Source organism: Pseudomonas viciae (assembly GCF_004786035.1).
In the GTDB taxonomy this organism is placed as follows: Bacteria; Pseudomonadota; Gammaproteobacteria; order Pseudomonadales; family Pseudomonadaceae; genus Aquipseudomonas; species Aquipseudomonas viciae.
Window position 1 is genome coordinate 1,285,845 of the sequence record NZ_CP035088.1, and the last position, 19,391, is coordinate 1,305,235.

Consider the following 19,391-nt stretch of genomic DNA (forward strand, 5'->3'; position numbering starts at 1 on the left):
GCGTTTTCATGGAAAAGACCAAGCAGGCCGTGCCGTTTGCGGTGCCGCGCCACGTGGCGATCATCATGGACGGCAATAATCGCTGGGCCAAGAAACGCTTTATGCCCGGGGTTGCCGGGCATAAGGCAGGGGTCGACGCGGTTCGTGCGGTAATCGAGGTGTGCGCCGAGGCAGGGGTCGAGGTGCTGACCCTGTTCGCGTTCTCCAGCGAGAACTGGCAGCGTCCGGCCGATGAAGTCAGTGCCTTGATGGACCTGTTCCTCAAGGCCTTGCGTCGTGAGGCCAAGCGTCTCAGCGAGAACCGTATCAGCCTGCGTATCATTGGCGATCGCTCGCGTTTTCATCCGGAGCTGCAAGCGGCGATGCGAGAAGCCGAGGCCGCGACCGCTGGCACCGACCGGTTTGTCCTGCAGATCGCCGCCAACTATGGCGGCCAGTGGGACATTGCCCAGGCGGCCCAGCGGCTGGCGCGGGAAGTCCAGGCCGGGCACCTGCAGCCTGAGGACATCACGCCTGAGTTGTTGCAAACCTGTCTGGCGACCGGCGACCTGCCGTTGCCGGACTTGTGCATCCGCACCGGTGGCGACCACCGCATCAGCAATTTCCTGCTCTGGCAGCTGGCTTACGCCGAGCTGTACTTCTCCGACCTGTTCTGGCCGGACTTCAAACACGAAGCCATGCGTATCGCACTGGCTGATTTCGCTTCCCGTCAACGTCGCTTCGGTAAAACGAGCGAGCAGATCGAAGCCGGAGCCCGGGTTTAATGCTCAAACAACGAATCATCACTGCCCTGATCCTGTTGCCCATCGCCTTGGGCGGGTTTTTCCTGCTCGAGGGGGCAAGTTTTGCCCTGTTCATCGGGCTGGTGGTGACCCTGGGGGCGTGGGAGTGGGCGCGGTTGGCAGGCTTTCCTGAGCAGTCGGCGCGCGTGGCCTACGCCGCGGCCGTGGCGGCCATGCTGTTCGTCATGTACCTGGTGCCGGGCATCGCGCCCTGGGTGCTGGGTGCTGCGGTGTTGTGGTGGGCAACGGCGACCTTCCTGGTCTTGACCTATCCGCGGACCTCTCATCATTGGGCCAATGCGGCGACCAAGCTGATGATCGGTCTTTTGATCCTGCTGCCGGCCTGGCAAGGGCTGATCTGGATCAAGCAGGGCGCGCTGGGTAACTGGCAGATCATGGCAGTGATGGTGCTGGTCTGGGGGGCCGACGTCGGGGCGTATTTCTCCGGCAAGGCCTTCGGCAAGCGCAAGCTGGCACCGAAGGTCAGTCCCGGCAAGAGCTGGGAAGGCGTCTACGGCGGCCTGGCCCTGAGTTTGGTGATCACGGCAGTGGTCGGCGTCATGCGGGAGTGGACTGCCGGGCAACTGCTGGTTGGCCTGTTTGGCGCGGCCCTCATTGTATTCGTGTCGGTGGTGGGCGATCTGACCGAGAGCATGTTCAAGCGTCAGTCCGGGATCAAGGACAGCAGTAATCTGTTGCCGGGTCATGGCGGTGTGCTCGATCGCATTGACAGTCTGACCGCCGCGATCCCGATCTTCGCCGTGCTGTTGTGGATGGCGGCATCGTGAGTCGTCCTCAACAGATCACCGTCCTGGGGGCGACCGGTTCGATCGGCCTCAGTACGCTTGATGTCATCGGCCGGCATCCGGAGCGCTACCAGGTGTTCGCCCTTAGCGGCTTCACGCGCTTGAGTGAGCTGCTGGCGCTGTGCATACGCCACACGCCGCGCTTTGCCGTGGTGCCTGAGGCAGGTGTGGCGCGGGCGCTACAGGATGATCTGCGCGCGGCTGGCCTGCCTACACGCGTGCTGGTGGGGGAGGAGGGCCTGTGTCAGGTGGCCTCCGCTCCTGAAGTTGACGCAGTGATGGCGGCGATTGTCGGTGCGGCGGGCTTGCGTCCGACGCTGGCGGCGGTGGAGGCTGGCAAGAAGATCCTGTTGGCCAATAAAGAAGCGCTGGTGATGTCTGGCGCGCTGTTCATGCAGGCTGTGCGCAAAAGCGGCTCGGTACTGCTGCCCATCGACAGCGAGCACAATGCGATTTTTCAATGCATGCCGCAGGATTTTTCCCGTGGCTTGGGCGCGGTGGGTGTCCGGCGGATTTTGCTGACAGCCTCCGGTGGTCCGTTCCGGCAGACGCCGCTGGAAGAATTGGTGCATGTTTCACCTGAGCAGGCCTGTGCTCATCCGAACTGGTCCATGGGGCGCAAGATTTCCGTGGATTCGGCCAGCATGATGAACAAGGGGCTGGAGCTGATCGAGGCCTGCTGGCTGTTCGACGCCAAACCGTCCCAGGTCGAGGTGGTGATTCACCCGCAGAGCGTGATTCACTCCCTGGTGGACTATATCGACGGTTCGGTGCTGGCCCAGTTGGGCAATCCGGACATGCGCACGCCGATCGCCAATGCCCTGGCCTGGCCTGCGCGGATCGATTCAGGTGTGGCGCCGCTGGACCTGTTCGCCATCGCTCGCCTGGATTTCCAGGCGCCCGATGAGCAGCGCTTCCCTTGCCTGCGTCTGGCACGACAGGCGGCCGAGGCGGGCAACAGCGCGCCGGCCATGCTTAACGCCGCCAATGAAGTGGCGGTGGCAGCGTTTCTCGAGGGACGTGTCCGTTACCCCGAGATCGCGAGTATCATCGAGGAAGTCTTGAACCTCGAGGCCGTGGTTTCGGTCGATGACCTCGACGCGGTATTCACGGCGGACGCCAGGGCTCGCGAGTTGGCGGGTCAATGGCTGAGGCGCCACGGGCGTTGAAGCTGCGAGACGTTAGTCAGGGCTACCCTGGACAGGATTGCGGAGAAAACAGATGAGCGCGCTCTATATGATTGTCGGCACCCTGGTTGCATTGGGGGTGCTGGTCACATTTCACGAATTCGGTCATTTCTGGGTCGCGCGGCGCTGTGGCGTCAAGGTTCTGCGTTTTTCCGTGGGCTTTGGCATGCCGTTGCTGCGCTGGCACGACAAGAAAGGCACCGAGTTCGTCGTGGCGGCCATCCCGCTGGGCGGCTACGTGAAGATGCTCGACGAGCGCGAAGGTGAAGTACCGGCCGATCAGCTCGATCAATCGTTCAATCGCAAGACCGTTCGTCAGCGTATCGCCATCGTCGCGGCGGGGCCGATCGCCAATTTCCTGCTGGCCATGGTGTTTTTCTGGGCGCTGGCCATGCTGGGCAGCGAACAGGTGCGTCCGGTCATCGGCGCGGTCGAAGCCGGCAGCGTTGCCGCTCGGGCCGGGTTGGGTGCGGGAGAGGAAATCGTCGCGATCGATGGCGAGCCGACTTCGGGCTGGGCGGCGGTCAATCTGCAGCTGGTACGTCGCCTGGGCGAGAGCGGCTCATTGCAATTGATGGTGCGTGAGCAGGGCTCGACAACGGATTCGCCCCGGGAGTTGATGCTCGATAACTGGCTCAAGGGTGCTGACGAGCCGGACCCGATTCGCTCCCTGGGCATCCGTCCATGGCGCCCGGCATTGCCGCCCATACTCGCTGAACTTGACCCGAAAGGCCCGGCCCAGGCCGCAGGTCTGAAGACGGGTGACCGGTTGCTGGCACTCGATGGCCAGCCGGTCAGCGACTGGCAGCAGGTGGTCGATTCGGTCCGCGTACGTCCTGACGCCAAGATTGTCCTGCGCGTTGAGCGCGATGGTGCGCCGATCGACGTCCCGGTAGCCCTGGCGGCCCGTGGCGAGAGAAAGGCACCGACCGGTTATCTGGGGGCAGGCGTCAAGGCTGTCGACTGGCCTCCGGAGATGATTCGAGAGGTCAGTTTCGGCCCGGTGGCAGCGATTGGCGAGGGTGCGCGACGTACTTGGACCATGAGTGTCCTGACCCTCGACTCGCTCAAGAAAATGTTGTTCGGCGAGCTCTCGGTAAAAAACTTGAGTGGACCGATAACCATTGCTAAAGTGGCGGGCGCTTCTGCCCAGTCGGGCGTTGCTGATTTCCTGAATTTCCTTGCTTATCTGAGCATTAGCCTGGGGGTTCTGAATTTGCTGCCCATTCCGGTACTGGATGGGGGGCATTTGTTGTTTTATCTGATCGAGTGGGCGCGTGGTCGTCCCTTGTCGGATCGGGTGCAAGGTTGGGGGATACAGATCGGTATCAGCTTGGTGGTCGGGGTCATGTTGCTTGCCCTGGTCAACGATTTGGGTCGTCTGTAACGCTTCGCTGAATTGCGAATCTGCCGCATTTTGCGGCAGTTTGTTTATTGCCAGTTGGAATAAGAAAGGACTTCATGAAACGTCTGCTGCTAACTGCGGTTCTCACCGTATTGATGATCGCCGAAGTTCACGCCGAGTCCTTCACTATCTCTGATATTCGCGTCAATGGCCTCCAGCGGGTCTCCGCGGGTAGCGTCTTTGGTGCCTTGCCGTTGAACGTCGGCGAGCAGGCGGATGATCGGCGCCTGGTGGAATCCACTCGTGCGCTGTTCAAAACCGGTTTCTTTCAAGATATCCAACTGGGCCGTGACGGCAATGTCCTGGTCATCACGGTAGTGGAGCGCCCGTCGGTCGCCAGTATCGAGATCGAAGGCAACAAGGCGATCTCCACTGAAGACCTGATGAAAGGCCTCAAGCAATCCGGCCTGGCCGAAGGCGAGATCTTCCAGCGCGCCACCCTCGAAGGTGTGCGTAACGAGCTGCAGCGCCAATACGTCGCCCAGGGTCGCTACTCGGCCACCGTCGACACCGAAGTGGTGCCGCAGCCGCGCAACCGTGTCGGCCTCAAGGTCAACATCAACGAAGGCACCGTGGCGGCCATCCAGCACATCAACGTGGTGGGTAACACGGTTTTCCCTGATGAAGACCTGATCGACCTCTTCGAACTCAAGACCACCAACTGGCTGTCGTTCTTCAAGAACGATGACAAGTACGCCCGTGAAAAACTCTCCGGTGACCTGGAGCGCCTGCGTTCCTACTACCTGGACCGTGGCTACATCAACATGGACATCGCTTCGACCCAGGTGTCCATCACCCCGGACAAGAAGCACGTCTACATCACCGTCAACGTCAACGAAGGCGAGAAGTACACCGTTCGTGACGTCAAGCTCAGCGGTGACCTGAAAGTACCTGAAGACCAGGTCAAGTCGCTGTTGCTGGTGCAGAAGGGCCAGGTGTTCTCGCGCAAGCTGATGACCACCACGTCCGAACTGATCACCCGTCGCCTGGGTAACGAGGGCTACACCTTCGCCAACGTCAACGGCGTGCCGCAGCCGCACGATGAAGACCATACCGTCGACATCACTTTCGCCGTCGACCCGGGCAAGCGTGCCTACGTCAACCGCATCAACTTCCGTGGCAACACCAAGTCCGAGGACGAAGTGCTGCGCCGTGAAATGCGCCAGATGGAAGGGGGCTGGGCGTCGACCTACCTGATCGACCAGTCCAAGACCCGTCTGGAGCGGCTGGGCTTCTTCAAGGAAGTCAACGTCGAGACCCCGGCCGTACCGGGCGTCGATGACCAGGTGGATGTGAACTACAGCGTCGAAGAGCAGGCCTCCGGCTCGATCACCGCCAGTGTCGGTTTCGCCCAGAGCGCCGGTCTGATCCTCGGTGGCTCCATTACCCAGAACAACTTCCTGGGTACCGGTAACAAGGTCAGCATCGGCTTGACCCGTAGCGAATACCAGACCCGCTACAACTTCGGTTACGTGGACCCCTACTGGACCGCCGACGGTGTGAGCCTGGGCTATAACGCCTTCTATCGCACCACCGACTATGACGAGCTCGACTCCGACATCTCCAGCTATGCCGTGGACAGCCTGGGTGCAGGCGTCAACGTGGGTTATCCAATCAGCGAGACTTCGCGTCTGACCTTCGGTCTCACCGCCCAGCAGGACGAGATCAGCACCGGTCGTTATACCGTTGACGAGATTTTCGACTTCGTTGACAAGGAAGGCGACAAGTACCTGAACTTCAAGGCTTCGGCCGGTTGGTCCGAGTCGACTCTGAACAAGGGTGTGCTGGCAACTCGTGGCCACTCCCAGAGCCTGGTGCTCGAGACCACCACTCCTGGCAGCGACCTGTCGTTCTTCAAGCTCGACTACCGAGGCCAGCTGTTCCAGCCGCTGTCTGACAACTACACCATGCGCCTGCACACTGAACTGGGTTATGGCGACGGTTACGGTTCGACCGATGGCCTGCCGTTCTACGAGAACTACTATGCCGGTGGTTTCAACTCGGTTCGTGGCTTCAAGGACAGTACCCTGGGCCCACGCAGCACTCCGAGTTCGGGCAACAACCCGGGTACTATTCGTGATCCGGACCAGGATCCGCTTCCATTCGGTGGCAACGTGCTCATCCAGGGCGGCGCCGAAATCCTGTTCCCGATGCCGTTCGTCAAGGATCAGCGTTCCCTGCGTACCTCGGTATTCTGGGACGTGGGTAACGTCTTCGACTCCTCGTGCAGTGACACCACCAACGCCAACGGTACTAGCTCCAATACCAAGTGCAACGACATCAGCCTGAGCAACATGGCCAGTTCCGTGGGCGTGGGTGTGACCTGGGTCACCGCGCTGGGGCCTTTGAGCTTTGCGTTGGCGATGCCGATCAAGAAACCGGATGACGCTGAAACTCAAGTGTTCCAATTCTCCCTCGGCCAGACGTTCTAAGCGTCTGACCCAAGATAACGACAATGGATTTTGTAGGAGTACATCGTGCGTAAGTTGACTCAATTGGTTCTCCTGGCGACCGTACTGGTCGCAGGTCCGGCTTTTGCCGACATGAAGATCGCCGTGCTGAACTATCAGATGGCCTTGCTGGAATCCGATGCGGCGAAGAAATACGCCGTGGATGCCGAGAAAAAATTCGGTCCGCAACTGACCAAGCTCAAGGGCCTGGAAAGCAGCGCCAAGGGTATTCAGGATCGTCTGGTAGCCGGTGGCGACAAGATGGCCCAAGGCGAGCGCGAGCGTCTGGAGCTTGAGTTCAAGCAAAAGGCCCGTGATTTCCAGTTCCAATCCAAGGAGCTGAACGAAGCCAAAGCCGTTGCCGACCGTGAAATGCTCAAGCAGCTCAAGCCGAAACTCGACAGTGCTGTGGAAGAAGTCATCAAGAAAGGTGGTTTTGACCTGGTGTTCGAGCGTGGCGCAGTGATTGATGTCAAGCCTCAGTACGACATCACGCGTCAGGTTATCGAGCGCATGAATCAGCTGAAGTAATCCATGACAGCGACTATCAAGCTCGGCCAGTTGGCCGAGTTCCTCGGCGCCACCCTGCGTGGCGACCCGCAGAGGCCAATTACTGGGCTAGCCACTTTGCAAGAGGCTGGCCCAGCTCAGTTGAGCTTTCTGGCAAATCCTCAATACCGCAAGTACCTGGCCGACAGCCGGGCTGGTGCGCTGTTGCTCAAGGCTGCTGATGCCGAAGGATTTGCCGGCGATGCGCTGATCGTGCCCGATCCGTACCTGGCGTATGCGCGGATTTCCCATCTGTTTGATCCCAAGCCCAAATCGACCCCTGGTATCCATGCCAGCGCGGTCATTGCGGCGGATGCCGTGGTTGACCCAACGGCCAGCATCGGTCCTTTTGTGGTCATCGAAAGCGCGGCCCGGATCGGCGCCGGTGTCACGCTGGGCGCCCATTGCTTCATCGGCGCGCGCAGCGAGATCGGTGACGGTGGTTGGCTGGCTCCGCGGGTCACCCTGTACCACGACGTGCGCATCGGCAAGCGGGTGGTGATTCAGTCTGGCGCGGTGCTGGGCGGTGAAGGGTTCGGTTTCGCCAACGAGAAAGGCATTTGGCAAAAGATCGCCCAGATCGGCGGCGTCACCGTTGGCGATGACGTGGAAATCGGCGTCAACACGGCGATCGACCGTGGTGCACTGGCCGATACGATCATTGGCAATGGCGTCAAGCTCGACAACCAGATCCAGATCGCCCACAACGTCCAGGTCGGTGACCACACCGCCATGGCCGCCTGCGTGGGTATTTCCGGCAGCACCAAAATCGGCAAGCACTGCATGCTTGCCGGTGGCGTTGGGTTGGTCGGCCATATCGATATCTGTGACAACGTATTCCTGACCGGGATGACCATGGTGACCCACTCGATTACCGAGCCGGGTGCCTATTCTTCCGGTACAGCGATGCAGCCGGCGGCCGAATGGCGCAAGAGTGCGGCCCGTATCCGTCAGCTCGATGACATCGCGCGACGTCTGCGACAGGTGGAAAAGCGTGTAGGGGACGTGACCCCTGACGGTATTGCTTCATCAGATGGCTGATACCATTTCCATATCAAGTGTGCACAGCCGTTAGGGCTCCTTGATTTGCTAGCGGAGTGCGCGTCACTCGTGCGCTCCCAATCTTTACATAGGCTTCCTCCCGAAATGATGGACATCAACGAGATTCGCGAATACCTGCCTCACCGTTACCCGTTCCTGCTGGTGGATCGGGTTGTGGAACTGGACGTTGAAGGCAAGCGAATTCGCGCCTACAAGAATGTCAGCATCAACGAGCCGTTCTTCAATGGTCACTTCCCCGCGCATCCAATCATGCCGGGCGTGTTGATCATCGAAGCAATGGCTCAGGCTGCCGGGATCCTTGGTTTCAAAATGCTCGACGTAAAGCCTGCCGACGGCACGCTGTATTACTTCGTCGGCTCCGACAAGCTGCGTTTCCGCCAGCCGGTCACCCCGGGCGATCAATTGATCCTCGAGGCCAAGTTCATCAGTTGCAAGCGCCAGATCTGGAAGTTCGAATGCCAGGCTTCGGTCGACGGCAAGCCGGTCTGCTCCGCTGAAATCATCTGTGCGGAACGCAAGCTATGAGTTTGATTGACCCTCGCGCAATCATCGATCCGACGGCCGTCCTGGCCGCCGATGTCGAGGTCGGCCCGTGGTCGATCATCGGCGCAGGTGTGGAAATCGGCGAGGGTACGGTGATCGGCCCCCACGTAATTCTCAAGGGACCGACCCGGATTGGCCGTCACAATCGCATCTACCAGTTTTCTTCGGTAGGCGAGGACACGCCCGATCTCAAGTACAAAGGTGAAGAAACTCGCCTGGTCATTGGCGATCACAACGTGATCCGCGAAGGCGTGACGATTCACCGTGGTACCGTTCAAGATCGCTGCGAAACGACCCTGGGCGACCACAACCTGATCATGGCTTATGCCCATATCGGTCATGACAGCGTTATCGGCAACCATTGCATCCTGGTCAACAACACCGCGCTGGCCGGCCATGTGCACGTGGATGACTGGGCGATCCTGTCGGGCTTCACCCTGGTGCATCAGTATTGCCATATCGGCGCCCATAGCTTCTCGGGCATGGGCACCGCCATTGGCAAGGATGTCCCGGCCTATGTCACCGTGTTCGGCAACCCGGCTGAAGCCCGCAGCATGAACTTCGAAGGCATGCGCCGTCGTGGCTTCAGCGAAGAGGCCATTACTGCGTTGCGACGCGCCTACAAGGTTGTGTATCGCCAGGGCCTGACGGTCGAACAGGCGCTCGCCGAGTTGGCCGAGGCTTCGGCGCAGTTCCCGGAAGTCGCAATTTTCCGCGACTCCATCCAGTCTTCGACCCGCGGCATCACTCGTTAATCATGGCTAACTTGCGTATCGCACTGGTAGCGGGAGAGGCTTCCGGTGACATTCTGGGTGCCGGTCTGATGCGGGCGCTCAAGGCGCAGCATCCTGCCGTCGAGTTCATCGGTGTCGGCGGGCCGTTGATGCAAGCCGAGGGGCTGACGTCCTATTTTCCGATGGAGCGTCTGTCGGTGATGGGGTTGGTGGAAGTGCTCGGTCGCCTGCGCGAGTTGCTGGCCCGGCGCAAGAAGCTGATCCGGACCCTGATCGATGAAAAACCGGATGTGTTCATCGGTATCGATGCACCGGATTTCACCCTCAATATCGAACTCAAATTGCGCCAGGCCGGTATCAAGACCGTGCATTACGTCAGCCCGTCGGTCTGGGCCTGGCGGCAGAAGCGGGTGCTGAAGATTCGCGAAGGCTGCGACCTGATGCTGACGCTGCTGCCGTTCGAAGCCCGGTTCTACGAAGAGAAGGGCGTGCCGGTGCGGTTTGTCGGGCATACCCTGGCCGATACGATTCCCCTGGAGGCTGATCGCGAAGCAGCGCGCCAGGCGTTGGGCCTGCCCGAAGGGCCACTGGTGGCCTTGATGCCTGGCAGCCGTGGTGGCGAAGTGAGTCGCCTGGGTGGCTTGTTTTTCGACGCCGCGCAGCGCCTGCGGTCGATTCGTCCCGGCGTGCGTTTTGTTCTGCCATGTGCCAGTGCGCAGCGTCGGGCCCAGCTTGAAGAGCTTTTGATCGGTCGCGATTTGCCGATTACGCTGCTTGACGGTCGCTCCCATGAAGCCCTGGCCGCGTGTGACGCCGTGTTGATCGCGTCCGGCACGGCTACCCTTGAGGCATTGTTGTTCAAGCGCCCGATGGTGGTCGCCTATCGCCTGGCGCCGCTGACGTTCTGGATTCTCAAGCGTATGGTCAAGAGCCCTTACATCTCCTTGCCGAACCTGTTGGCCCAGCGCTTGCTGGTGCCTGAGTTGTTGCAGGACGAGGCCACCGCCGATGCATTGGCCAATACGCTTGCGCCGTTGATTGACGGCGGCCAGGAACAGACCCGGGGCTTTGACGAAATCCACCGCACCTTGCGCCGCGATGCCTCCAACCAGGCTGCGGACGCAGTGCTGACTCTGATCGGCGCAAAACAATGAGTAACGTGAAGCTACAGATGGGCCTGGACTTCAATCTGGTCGCCGAAGTCGAAGAACTGGTGGCCGGTGTCGATGAGGTGGGTCGCGGCCCGTTGTGCGGCGCGGTGGTGACCGCGGCGGTGATTCTCGATCCGAAGCGGCCGATCCTGGGGCTCAACGATTCCAAGAAGCTCACCGAGGCCCGGCGCGAAAAGCTCTACGACGAAATCTGCGAGAAGGCCCTGAGTTGGTGCATTGCCCGGGCCGAAGTCGAAGAAATCGACGAACTGAATATTCTGCACGCCACCATGCTCGCCATGCAGCGTGCCGTGGAGGGGCTGCACATCACGCCGAAACTGGCGATGATCGATGGCAATCGCTGTCCGAAACTGTCGATGCGCGCCGAAGCGGTCATCCAGGGCGACGGCAAGGTGCCGGCCATCGCGGCGGCCTCGATCCTGGCGAAGGTCAGTCGTGACCGGGAAATGGCCGCCTTCGAATTGATTTACCCAGGCTATGGCATCGGCGGTCACAAAGGCTACCCGACCCCCGTTCATCTGGAAGCCCTGGCGCGCCTTGGGCCAACACCGATCCACCGGCGCTCGTTCGCACCGGTGCGGTTGGCTTATGAGGCGCGTGAGGGGTTGATCGAGAGCTAGCTCTCATGGCTGATGTTTTACCCAAGGCCCGGTACAATCCGGGCCTTGTTGTTTTCATGACTTAACGCAGGATCACTATGCCGGCTTCATTCGTTCATCTACGCCTGCACACTGAATACTCCCTGGTCGATGGCCTGGTGCGGATCAAGCCACTGGTCAAGACCCTGGTGGGCATGAACATGCCTGCCGTGGCGGTCACTGACCAAAACAATATGTGTTCGTTGGTCAAGTTCTACAAGGCCGCCATGGGCGCCGGGATCAAGCCGATCTGCGGTGCCGACCTGTGGCTGTCGAACAAGGACCCGGACGCGCCACTGAGTCGTATCAGCCTGTTGGCGATGAACGCCCAGGGTTATCGCAACCTTACCGAGCTGATCTCCCGCGGCTTTATCGATGGCCAGCGCAATGGCTCGATCATCATCGAGCGTGAGTGGGTGGCCGAGGCCAGCGCAGGCCTGATCATGCTGTCGGCGGCCAAGGAGGGTGAAATCGGCCTGGCCCTGCTCAGTGGCGACACCGAACAAGCCGAGGCCCTGGCCCGTGACTGGATGGCGGTGTTCCCGGACCGCTTCTACATCGAAGTGCAGCGTACCAACCGCCCCAACGATGAAGAGCACCTGCACGCCGCCGTGGCCCTGGCCGACAAGATTGGCGCGCCGCTGGTGGCGACCAACGACGTGCGCTTCATCAAGCAGGAAGACTTCGAAGCCCACGAAACCCGTGTCTGCATCGGTGAGGGCCGGGCCCTCGACGATCCACGGCGGTCGAAAAACTACAGCGACCAGCAATACCTCAAGAGCGCCGAGGAAATGGCCGAGTTGTTCAGCGACCTGCCCGAGGCGCTGGAAAACACCGTCGAGATCGCCAAGCGCTGCAACATCGAAGTGAAACTGGGCAAGCACTTCCTGCCCAACTTCCCGATCCCCGATGGCATGACCATCGACGAATACTTCCGCAAGGTGTCTTTTGACGGCCTGGAGGATCGCCTCAGCGTCCTGCTGCCCAAGGACACCACCGAAGATTACGAAGCCAAGCGCCAGGTCTACGTCGACCGGTTGAATTTCGAACTGGATATCATCATCCAGATGGGCTTTCCCGGTTACTTCCTGATCGTGATGGACTTTATCCAGTGGGCCAAGAACAACGGCGTGCCGGTAGGCCCTGGCCGTGGATCGGGCGCCGGGTCGCTGGTGGCCTACGTGCAGAAGATCACCGACCTCGACCCGTTGGAATATGACCTGCTGTTCGAACGTTTCCTCAACCCGGAACGGGTATCCATGCCCGACTTCGACGTCGACTTCTGCATGGACGGTCGCGACCGGGTGATCGACTACGTGGCCGAGAAGTACGGTCGCAACGCGGTGAGCCAGATCATCACCTTCGGTTCCATGGCCGCCAAGGCTGTGGTGCGTGACGTGGCGCGGGTGCAGGGCAAGTCCTACGGCCTGGCGGATCGTCTGTCGAAGATGATTCCGTTCGAAGTCGGCATGACCCTGGAAAAAGCCTACGAGCAAGAAGAAATCCTGCGGGACTTCATCAAGGTCGATGAAGAAGCCGCGGAAATCTGGGAAATGGCCCGCAAACTCGAAGGCGTGGTGCGTAACGTCGGCAAGCACGCCGGTGGCGTGGTCATTGCGCCGACCAAGCTGACTGACTTCTCGCCGATCTATTGCGATGAAGAGGGCGACGGCCTGGTCACCCAGTTCGACAAGGATGACGTCGAGGCGGCGGGCCTGGTGAAGTTCGACTTCCTCGGTCTGCGGACCCTGACGATCATCGACTGGGCACTGAAAACCATCAACCGTGATCGGGCCAAGGTCGGCGAAGAGCCGCTGGACATCGCCTTCATCCCGCTGGATGACAAGCCGACCTACAGCCTGCTGCAAAAAGCCGAAACCACGGCGGTGTTCCAGCTTGAATCCCGGGGCATGAAAGAGCTGATCAAAAAGCTCAAGCCCGACTGCCTGGAAGACCTGATCGCACTGGTGGCCCTGTTTCGTCCGGGCCCGCTGCAATCAGGCATGGTGGACGACTTCATCAACCGTAAGCACGGCCGCGCAGAGCTGGCGTACCCGCACTCGGACTATCAGTACGAAGGCTTGAAACCGGTGCTGGCGCCGACCTATGGCATCATCCTGTACCAGGAACAGGTGATGCAGATTGCCCAGGTGATGGCCGGCTACACCCTTGGCGGCGCGGACATGCTGCGTCGAGCCATGGGTAAGAAAAAACCCGAGGAGATGGCCAAGCAGCGCGGCGGTTTCATTGACGGTTGCGCCACCAACGGCATTGACCCTGACCTGGCCGGTAACATCTTCGACCTGGTGGAAAAATTCGCCGGCTACGGCTTCAACAAATCCCACTCCGCCGCCTATGGCCTGGTGTCGTACCAGACCGCGTGGCTGAAGGCCCATTACCCGGCGCCGTTCATGGCCGCGGTACTGTCGGCCGATATGCACAACACCGACAAGGTCGTGACCTTGATCGAAGAAGTGCGGACCATGAAGCTGCGCCTCGACGCACCGGACGTGAACGCTTCGGAGTTCAAGTTCACGGTGAACGACGAGGGCCGCATCATCTATGGCCTGGGCGCCATCAAGGGCGTGGGCGAAGGGCCGGTGGAGGCCATCACCGAAGCGCGCCAGGACGGGCCGTTCAAGGACCTGTTCGATTTCTGCGCGCGGGTCGACCTCAAGCGTATCAACAAGCGCACCCTCGACGGTTTGATCCGCAGTGGCGCGCTGGACCGTCTGGGGCCGTACTTCCAGGATGAGCCCAAGGCCTATCAGGCCAACATCGACCGCAACCGCGCGGTGTTGCTGGCGGCCATGGAAGAAGCGATCAAGGCTGCCGAGCAGACCGCCCGCACCCACGACAGCGGCCACGCCGACCTGTTTGGCGGGCTGTTCGTCGAGGAAGACGCTGATGTCTATGGCAATCATCGCAAGGCCAAGGAGCTGACCCTCAAGGAACGCCTCAAAGGTGAGAAAGACACCTTGGGCCTGTACCTGACCGGGCACCCGATCGACGAATACGAAGGCGAGATCCGCCGCTTCGCCCGCCAGCGCATCATTGATCTCAAGCCGGCGCGTGACACGCAAACCGTCGCCGGTATGATCATTGCCCTGCGGGTGATGAAAAATAAAAAGGGCGACAAGATGGGTTTCATTACCCTCGACGATCGCTCCGGGCGCATTGAGGCTTCGTTGTTTGCCGATGCGTTCCACTCGGCGCAGTCGCTGTTGCAGACCGACGCGATGGTGGTGGTGGAAGGCGAGGTCAGCAACGATGATTTTTCCGGTGGCCTGCGGCTGCGGGTCAAGCGGGTGATGAGTATGGAAGATGCCCGCACCAACCTGGCCGAGAGCCTGCGCCTGAAGTTGCAGACCCAGGACCTCAAGGGCGATCAGCTGCGTTGGCTGGGCGAGTTGTTCAAGCGCCATCGCGGCGCTTGCCCGATCACCATGGAGTACGTGCGCCCCGACGCCAAGGCCGTGCTGCAGTTCGGCGAAGGCTGGCGAATTGACCCGGCGGATGCGTTGATTCAAGCCTTGCGTGACCAGTTCGGCAAAGACAACGTCTTCCTCCAATACCGTTGACGGCCAGGGGCCACTCTTGAAACCGGAACGCCCCTGATCTCGACCCGAATTTTTAATCTCGACCTGAACGCGCCTCTCCCTTAAGGTAGGCGCGAATAGACAACCGGCCGGCCCAAGCTCTCTTGGACGTCGACCCAAGACGGACGCCTATGAACCCGAATTTTCTAGATTTCGAACAGCCGATCGCCGACCTGCAAGCCAAGATCGAAGAGTTGCGCTTGGTCGGTAATGACAATTCGCTGAATATCGGCGATGAAATCTCTCGTCTGCAGGACAAAAGCCGGACGCTGACCGAAGACATCTTCGGCAAGCTGACCAGCTGGCAGATCGCCCGCCTGGCGCGTCACCCGCGTCGTCCCTACACCCTGGACTACATCGAGCACATCTTTACCGAGTTCGATGAGTTGCACGGTGACCGCCACTTCTCCGACGACGCTGCCATCGTAGGCGGCGTTGCTCGCCTGGATGACCAGCCGGTGATGGTTATCGGCCATCAGAAAGGCCGCGAAGTGCGCGAGAAGGTGCGTCGCAACTTCGGCATGCCGCGCCCTGAAGGCTACCGCAAGGCCTGCCGTCTGATGGAAATGGCCGAGCGCTTCAAGATGCCGATCCTGACCTTCATCGACACGCCGGGCGCCTACCCGGGCATCGACGCCGAAGAGCGCAACCAGAGCGAAGCGATTGCCTGGAACCTGCGCGTCATGGCGCGCCTGAAAACCCCAATCATCGCCACCGTGATCGGTGAGGGTGGTTCCGGCGGTGCGCTGGCCATCGGCGTGTGCGATCAATTGAACATGCTGCAATATTCCACTTATGCGGTGATCTCGCCGGAAGGTTGTGCCTCGATCCTGTGGAAAACCGCCGAGAAGGCGCCGGATGCCGCTGAAGCCATGGGCATCACTGCCGAGCGCCTCAAAGGCCTGGGCATTGTCGATAAAGTGATCAGCGAGCCAGTGGGCGGCGCCCACCGCGACCCGGCTGCCGCTGCGGCGATGATTCGCGCCGAGCTGACATCGCAACTGTCGATGCTGAAGAAATTCGACAACGATGCGCTGCTGGCTCGTCGCTATGAGCGGTTGATGAGTTACGGTCTCTGATCTGACCAAGCTTCCAGCAGTTGTGGGGGCCAGTGTGGGAGCGGGCTTGCTCGCGAAAGCGGTTTAACATTCAACCCATGTGTTGACTGATTCACCGCCTTCGCGAGCAAGCCCGCTCCCACATTTGATTTGTGCCAAGGCTGATACCCATGAACACAAGCATCGACCTGCCCACCCGGCTCATCACGCAGCTATCCCCCTGGCGCAACGCCGCCACCTGGCGCATCGCCTTCTCCGGCGGCCTCGATTCCACCGTCCTGTTGCACCTGCTCGCGTCCCTCGCAAAAAACCAACCCCTGCCGCCTCTGAGCGCTATCCACGTCCATCATGGCCTGCAGGCTGTGGCCGATGCATGGCCGGACCATTGTCGCTCGGTCTGCAAGGCCCTTGGGGTGCCGCTTGAGGTGGTGAGCGTGCAAGTCCAGCCCGGCGCCAGCGTCGAGCGCGCCGCCCGGGAGGCGCGTTATGGCGCTTTCGTGGCGGTGCTCCAGGGCAATGAAGTGCTGCTCACTGGCCAGCACCGCGACGATCAGGCTGAAACCCTGTTGTTTCGTTTGTTGCGTGGGGCAGGGGTGAGGGGTTTGTCGGCGATGCCCAGGCAGCGTCCTCTGGGGGCGGGGTACTTGCTGCGCCCCTTGCTCGATGTGTCCCGGGTGGAGCTGGAAGCCTATGCGAGGCAACAGGGCTTGAGTTGGATCGAGGACCCTTCCAACGACGATCACCGGTACGCGCGCAATTTCCTGCGCCAGCGAGCTTTCCCGGTATTGACCGAGCAGTGGCCCCAGGCTGCGCAGGCCCTGGCGCGCAGCGCGGCGCACATGGGTGAAGCCCAGGGCTTGCTGGATGACCTGGCGCGGATCGATCTGGCTGGCGCCACGACCCCAGGTGCGTTTGACTGGCTTGGCTTGCCATCCCTGGAACTGGCGCCGTTGCAGGTCTTGGCGCCGGCCCGCCAGCGCAATGCATTGAGCCATTGGCTCAGCTCGCTGACGATGTTGCCTGACAGCGACCACTGGTGCGGCTGGGACGCGCTGCGGGAGGCGAGGGGCGATGCGCGACCGATCTGGCGACTGGCCGGTGGTGAGCTGCACCGGGCTGGCGGACGGATCTGGTGGTTATCCGACCACTGGTTGCGACCGGTCGCAGGCCCCGTCGAATGGCCGCTGGCGGATGAGCCCTTGAGCCTGCCGGACAATGGCCGGGTGATGCTCGGCGGCAGGATCCCGGCGGGGCCACTTTGTGTGCGCTATCGTCAGGGTGGCGAAGTAATGGAACTACCCGGTCGCGGTCACCGTGATCTCAAGCGTTTGCTCAACGAAAACGCCGTGCCGGCCTTTGTGCGCGGCCGATTGCCGCTGCTGTATCGAGGCGAGCAATTGCTGGCGGTGGCCAACCTGGCAGGCCTGGACGCTGGGGTTGATGGCAGTTGGCAATTGAACTGGCAGCCAGGAAGCCAAGATCGGGGTTTGAGCTGAAAGGGGCTTTCCGGTAGACTACGCTCCCTTCTTGATACAACTTCTGTGGATTCGCCTGAATTGCAGGAGTTGCCGATTACCAAGCAGTCTTTGCTGGGCGATTCCAAAAAATGTGTAGCGAGCAACGTACCGGTGATCTCACTTCCGGTCTGTCCCAACGCGGCGGTTTTTTTGAAAGGTGCACTGTGATTAATGCAGGTGATCGGGGGCTTCGGCCTTCCTTCGCTTTCCCCGGCGGCTCGGACCGCTTTAACGCAGACTTCTAGGGTTTTTCATGACGCGCTACATATTCGTCACGGGCGGTGTTGTTTCTTCATTGGGGAAAGGCATTGCCTCGGCTTCATTGGCGGCCATCCTGGAGGCGCGGGGACTTAAGGTCACCATGCTCAAGCTGGACCCGTACATCAACGTTGACCCGGGCACCATGAGCCCGTTCCAGCACGGTGAAGTGTTCGTCACCCACGACGGCGCCGAGACCGACCTGGACCTGGGCCACTACGAGCGGTTCATCCGCACGACCATGACCCAGAACAACAACTTCACCACTGGCCGTGTCTATGAACACGTGCTGCGCAAAGAGCGCCGTGGTGACTACCTGGGCGCGACCATCCAGGTCATCCCGCACATCACCGATGAAATCAAGCGCCGCATCATCAAGGGTGCTGGCGATGCCGACGTGGCAATGGTCGAGATCGGCGGTACTGTGGGCGACATCGAGTCCCAGCCGTTCCTTGAAGCCATCCGCCAGTTGCGTTTCGAAATCGGCGCCAAGCGCGCGATGCTGATGCACCTGACACTGGTCCCGTACATCGCCACCGCTGGCGAAACCAAGACCAAGCCAACCCAGCACTCGGTCAAGGAACTGCGCTCCATCGGCCTGCAGCCAGACGTGCTGATCTGCCGCTCCGATCATCCGATCGACATTTCTTCGCGTCGCAAGATTGCCCAGTTCACCAACGTTGAAGAGCGTGCGGTGATCGGCCTGGAAGACGCCGACACCATCTACAAGATCCCGGGCATCCTGCACTCCCAGGGCCTGGACGATTTCGTCGTCGAACGTTTCGGCCTGCAATGTGCTGGCGCCGATCTGTCCGAGTGGGAAGCGGTGGTCGATGCCAAGCTCAACCCGGAACACGAAGTCACCATCGCCATGGTCGGCAAGTACATGGAGCTGCTGGACGCCTACAAGTCGCTGATCGAGGCGATGAGTCACGCCGGCATCAGCAACCGTACCAAGGTCAACCTGCGCTACATCGATTCCGAAGACATCGAGAACCAGGGCACCGGTCTGCTCGAAGGTGCCGATGCGATCCTCGTGCCGGGCGGTTTCGGCCTGCGGGGCGTGGAAGGCAAGATCACTGCTGTGCAGTACGCTCGCGAAAACAAGGTGCCGTACCTGGGTATCTGCCTGGGCATGCAAGTGGCGGTCATCGAGTTCGCCCGTAACGTGCTGGGCTGGAAAGACGCCAACTCCACCGAGTTCGATCGCGCCAGCGGCCATCCGGTCGTGGGGCTGATCACCGAGTGGGAAGATGCCACCGGCGCCGTGGAAGTTCGCACCGAAGCCTCCGACCTGGGCGGCACCATGCGTCTTGGCGCCCAGGATTGCCTGCTCGAAGCCGGCTCCAAGGTGCACGATTGCTATGCCAAGGACGTGATCGTCGAGCGTCACCGCCATCGCTACGAAGTGAACAACAACCTGCTGCCGCAACTGATCGAGGCCGGCCTGAAAATCTCCGGTCGTTCCGGTGACGGCGCGCTGGTGGAAGTGGTCGAGGCTCCGGATCACCCGTGGTTCGTCGCCTGCCAGTTCCACCCCGAGTTCACCTCGACGCCACGGGACGGCCATCCGCTGTTCAGCGGTTTCGTGAAAGCCGCTTTGGCTCAACACCAGAAAAAGGCATAAGACG

At 60.8% G+C, this 19,391-nt stretch carries 15 protein-coding genes; all 15 read left to right on the forward strand.

What is annotated here, in order from left to right:
• Nucleotides 1-8: 8 nt before the first annotated feature.
• The gene (gene uppS, locus EPZ47_RS05780; protein WP_135843919.1) at nucleotides 9-764 is read left to right on the forward strand and encodes a polyprenyl diphosphate synthase; all 756 of its coding nucleotides are present in this window, start codon (nucleotides 9-11) and stop codon (nucleotides 762-764) included.
• Nucleotides 764-1,570: a phosphatidate cytidylyltransferase gene (locus tag EPZ47_RS05785; RefSeq protein WP_135843920.1), complete on the forward strand. Its 807-nt coding sequence runs from the start codon at nucleotides 764-766 to the stop codon at nucleotides 1,568-1,570. Before uppS ends, EPZ47_RS05785 begins: the two co-directional genes overlap by 1 nt.
• Entirely contained in the window at nucleotides 1,567-2,757 is a 1,191-nt protein-coding gene (ispC, locus tag EPZ47_RS05790; protein WP_135843921.1) for a 1-deoxy-D-xylulose-5-phosphate reductoisomerase, read from the forward strand. Before EPZ47_RS05785 ends, ispC begins: the two co-directional genes overlap by 4 nt.
• A 52-nt stretch (nucleotides 2,758-2,809) precedes the next feature.
• On the forward strand, nucleotides 2,810-4,162 hold the full coding sequence (rseP, locus tag EPZ47_RS05795; protein WP_135843922.1) for an RIP metalloprotease RseP: 1,353 nt from the start codon (nucleotides 2,810-2,812) through the stop codon (nucleotides 4,160-4,162).
• A 74-nt stretch (nucleotides 4,163-4,236) separates the two neighbouring features.
• Nucleotides 4,237-6,612, forward strand: a complete 2,376-nt coding sequence (gene bamA / locus EPZ47_RS05800) for an outer membrane protein assembly factor BamA (protein WP_135843923.1) — start codon at nucleotides 4,237-4,239, stop codon at nucleotides 6,610-6,612.
• A gap of 45 nt (nucleotides 6,613-6,657) precedes the next feature.
• Nucleotides 6,658-7,161 (forward strand): OmpH/Skp family outer membrane protein, encoded by a 504-nt coding sequence (locus EPZ47_RS05805; protein WP_003184901.1) that lies wholly within the window; start codon nucleotides 6,658-6,660, stop codon nucleotides 7,159-7,161.
• A gap of 3 nt (nucleotides 7,162-7,164) precedes the next feature.
• Complete coding sequence (gene lpxD / locus EPZ47_RS05810; RefSeq protein WP_135843924.1) at nucleotides 7,165-8,220, forward strand: UDP-3-O-(3-hydroxymyristoyl)glucosamine N-acyltransferase; 1,056 nt, start codon at nucleotides 7,165-7,167, stop codon at nucleotides 8,218-8,220.
• A 105-nt stretch (nucleotides 8,221-8,325) separates the two neighbouring features.
• The gene (fabZ, locus tag EPZ47_RS05815) at nucleotides 8,326-8,766 is read left to right on the forward strand and encodes a 3-hydroxyacyl-ACP dehydratase FabZ (RefSeq protein WP_135843925.1); all 441 of its coding nucleotides are present in this window, start codon (nucleotides 8,326-8,328) and stop codon (nucleotides 8,764-8,766) included.
• Entirely contained in the window at nucleotides 8,763-9,539 is a 777-nt protein-coding gene (gene lpxA / locus EPZ47_RS05820) for an acyl-ACP--UDP-N-acetylglucosamine O-acyltransferase (RefSeq protein ID WP_135843926.1), read from the forward strand. Before fabZ ends, lpxA begins: the two co-directional genes overlap by 4 nt.
• 2 nt (nucleotides 9,540-9,541) lie before the next feature.
• Nucleotides 9,542-10,672, forward strand: a complete 1,131-nt coding sequence (lpxB, locus tag EPZ47_RS05825; RefSeq protein WP_135843927.1) for a lipid-A-disaccharide synthase — start codon at nucleotides 9,542-9,544, stop codon at nucleotides 10,670-10,672.
• Nucleotides 10,669-11,310 (forward strand): ribonuclease HII, encoded by a 642-nt coding sequence (gene rnhB, locus EPZ47_RS05830; RefSeq protein ID WP_135843928.1) that lies wholly within the window; start codon nucleotides 10,669-10,671, stop codon nucleotides 11,308-11,310. The genes lpxB and rnhB overlap by 4 nt, the downstream gene beginning before the upstream one ends.
• A 77-nt stretch (nucleotides 11,311-11,387) precedes the next feature.
• The gene (dnaE, locus tag EPZ47_RS05835; protein ID WP_135843929.1) at nucleotides 11,388-14,909 is read left to right on the forward strand and encodes a DNA polymerase III subunit alpha; all 3,522 of its coding nucleotides are present in this window, start codon (nucleotides 11,388-11,390) and stop codon (nucleotides 14,907-14,909) included.
• Nucleotides 14,910-15,058: 149 nt separating this feature from the next.
• Complete coding sequence (locus tag EPZ47_RS05840; RefSeq protein WP_135843930.1) at nucleotides 15,059-16,006, forward strand: acetyl-CoA carboxylase carboxyltransferase subunit alpha; 948 nt, start codon at nucleotides 15,059-15,061, stop codon at nucleotides 16,004-16,006.
• Nucleotides 16,007-16,155: 149 nt separating this feature from the next.
• The gene (gene tilS / locus EPZ47_RS05845) at nucleotides 16,156-17,481 is read left to right on the forward strand and encodes a tRNA lysidine(34) synthetase TilS (protein ID WP_135843931.1); all 1,326 of its coding nucleotides are present in this window, start codon (nucleotides 16,156-16,158) and stop codon (nucleotides 17,479-17,481) included.
• Nucleotides 17,482-17,755: 274 nt separating this feature from the next.
• Complete coding sequence (locus EPZ47_RS05850; protein WP_135843932.1) at nucleotides 17,756-19,387, forward strand: CTP synthase; 1,632 nt, start codon at nucleotides 17,756-17,758, stop codon at nucleotides 19,385-19,387.
• Nucleotides 19,388-19,391: the final 4 nt, after the last annotated feature.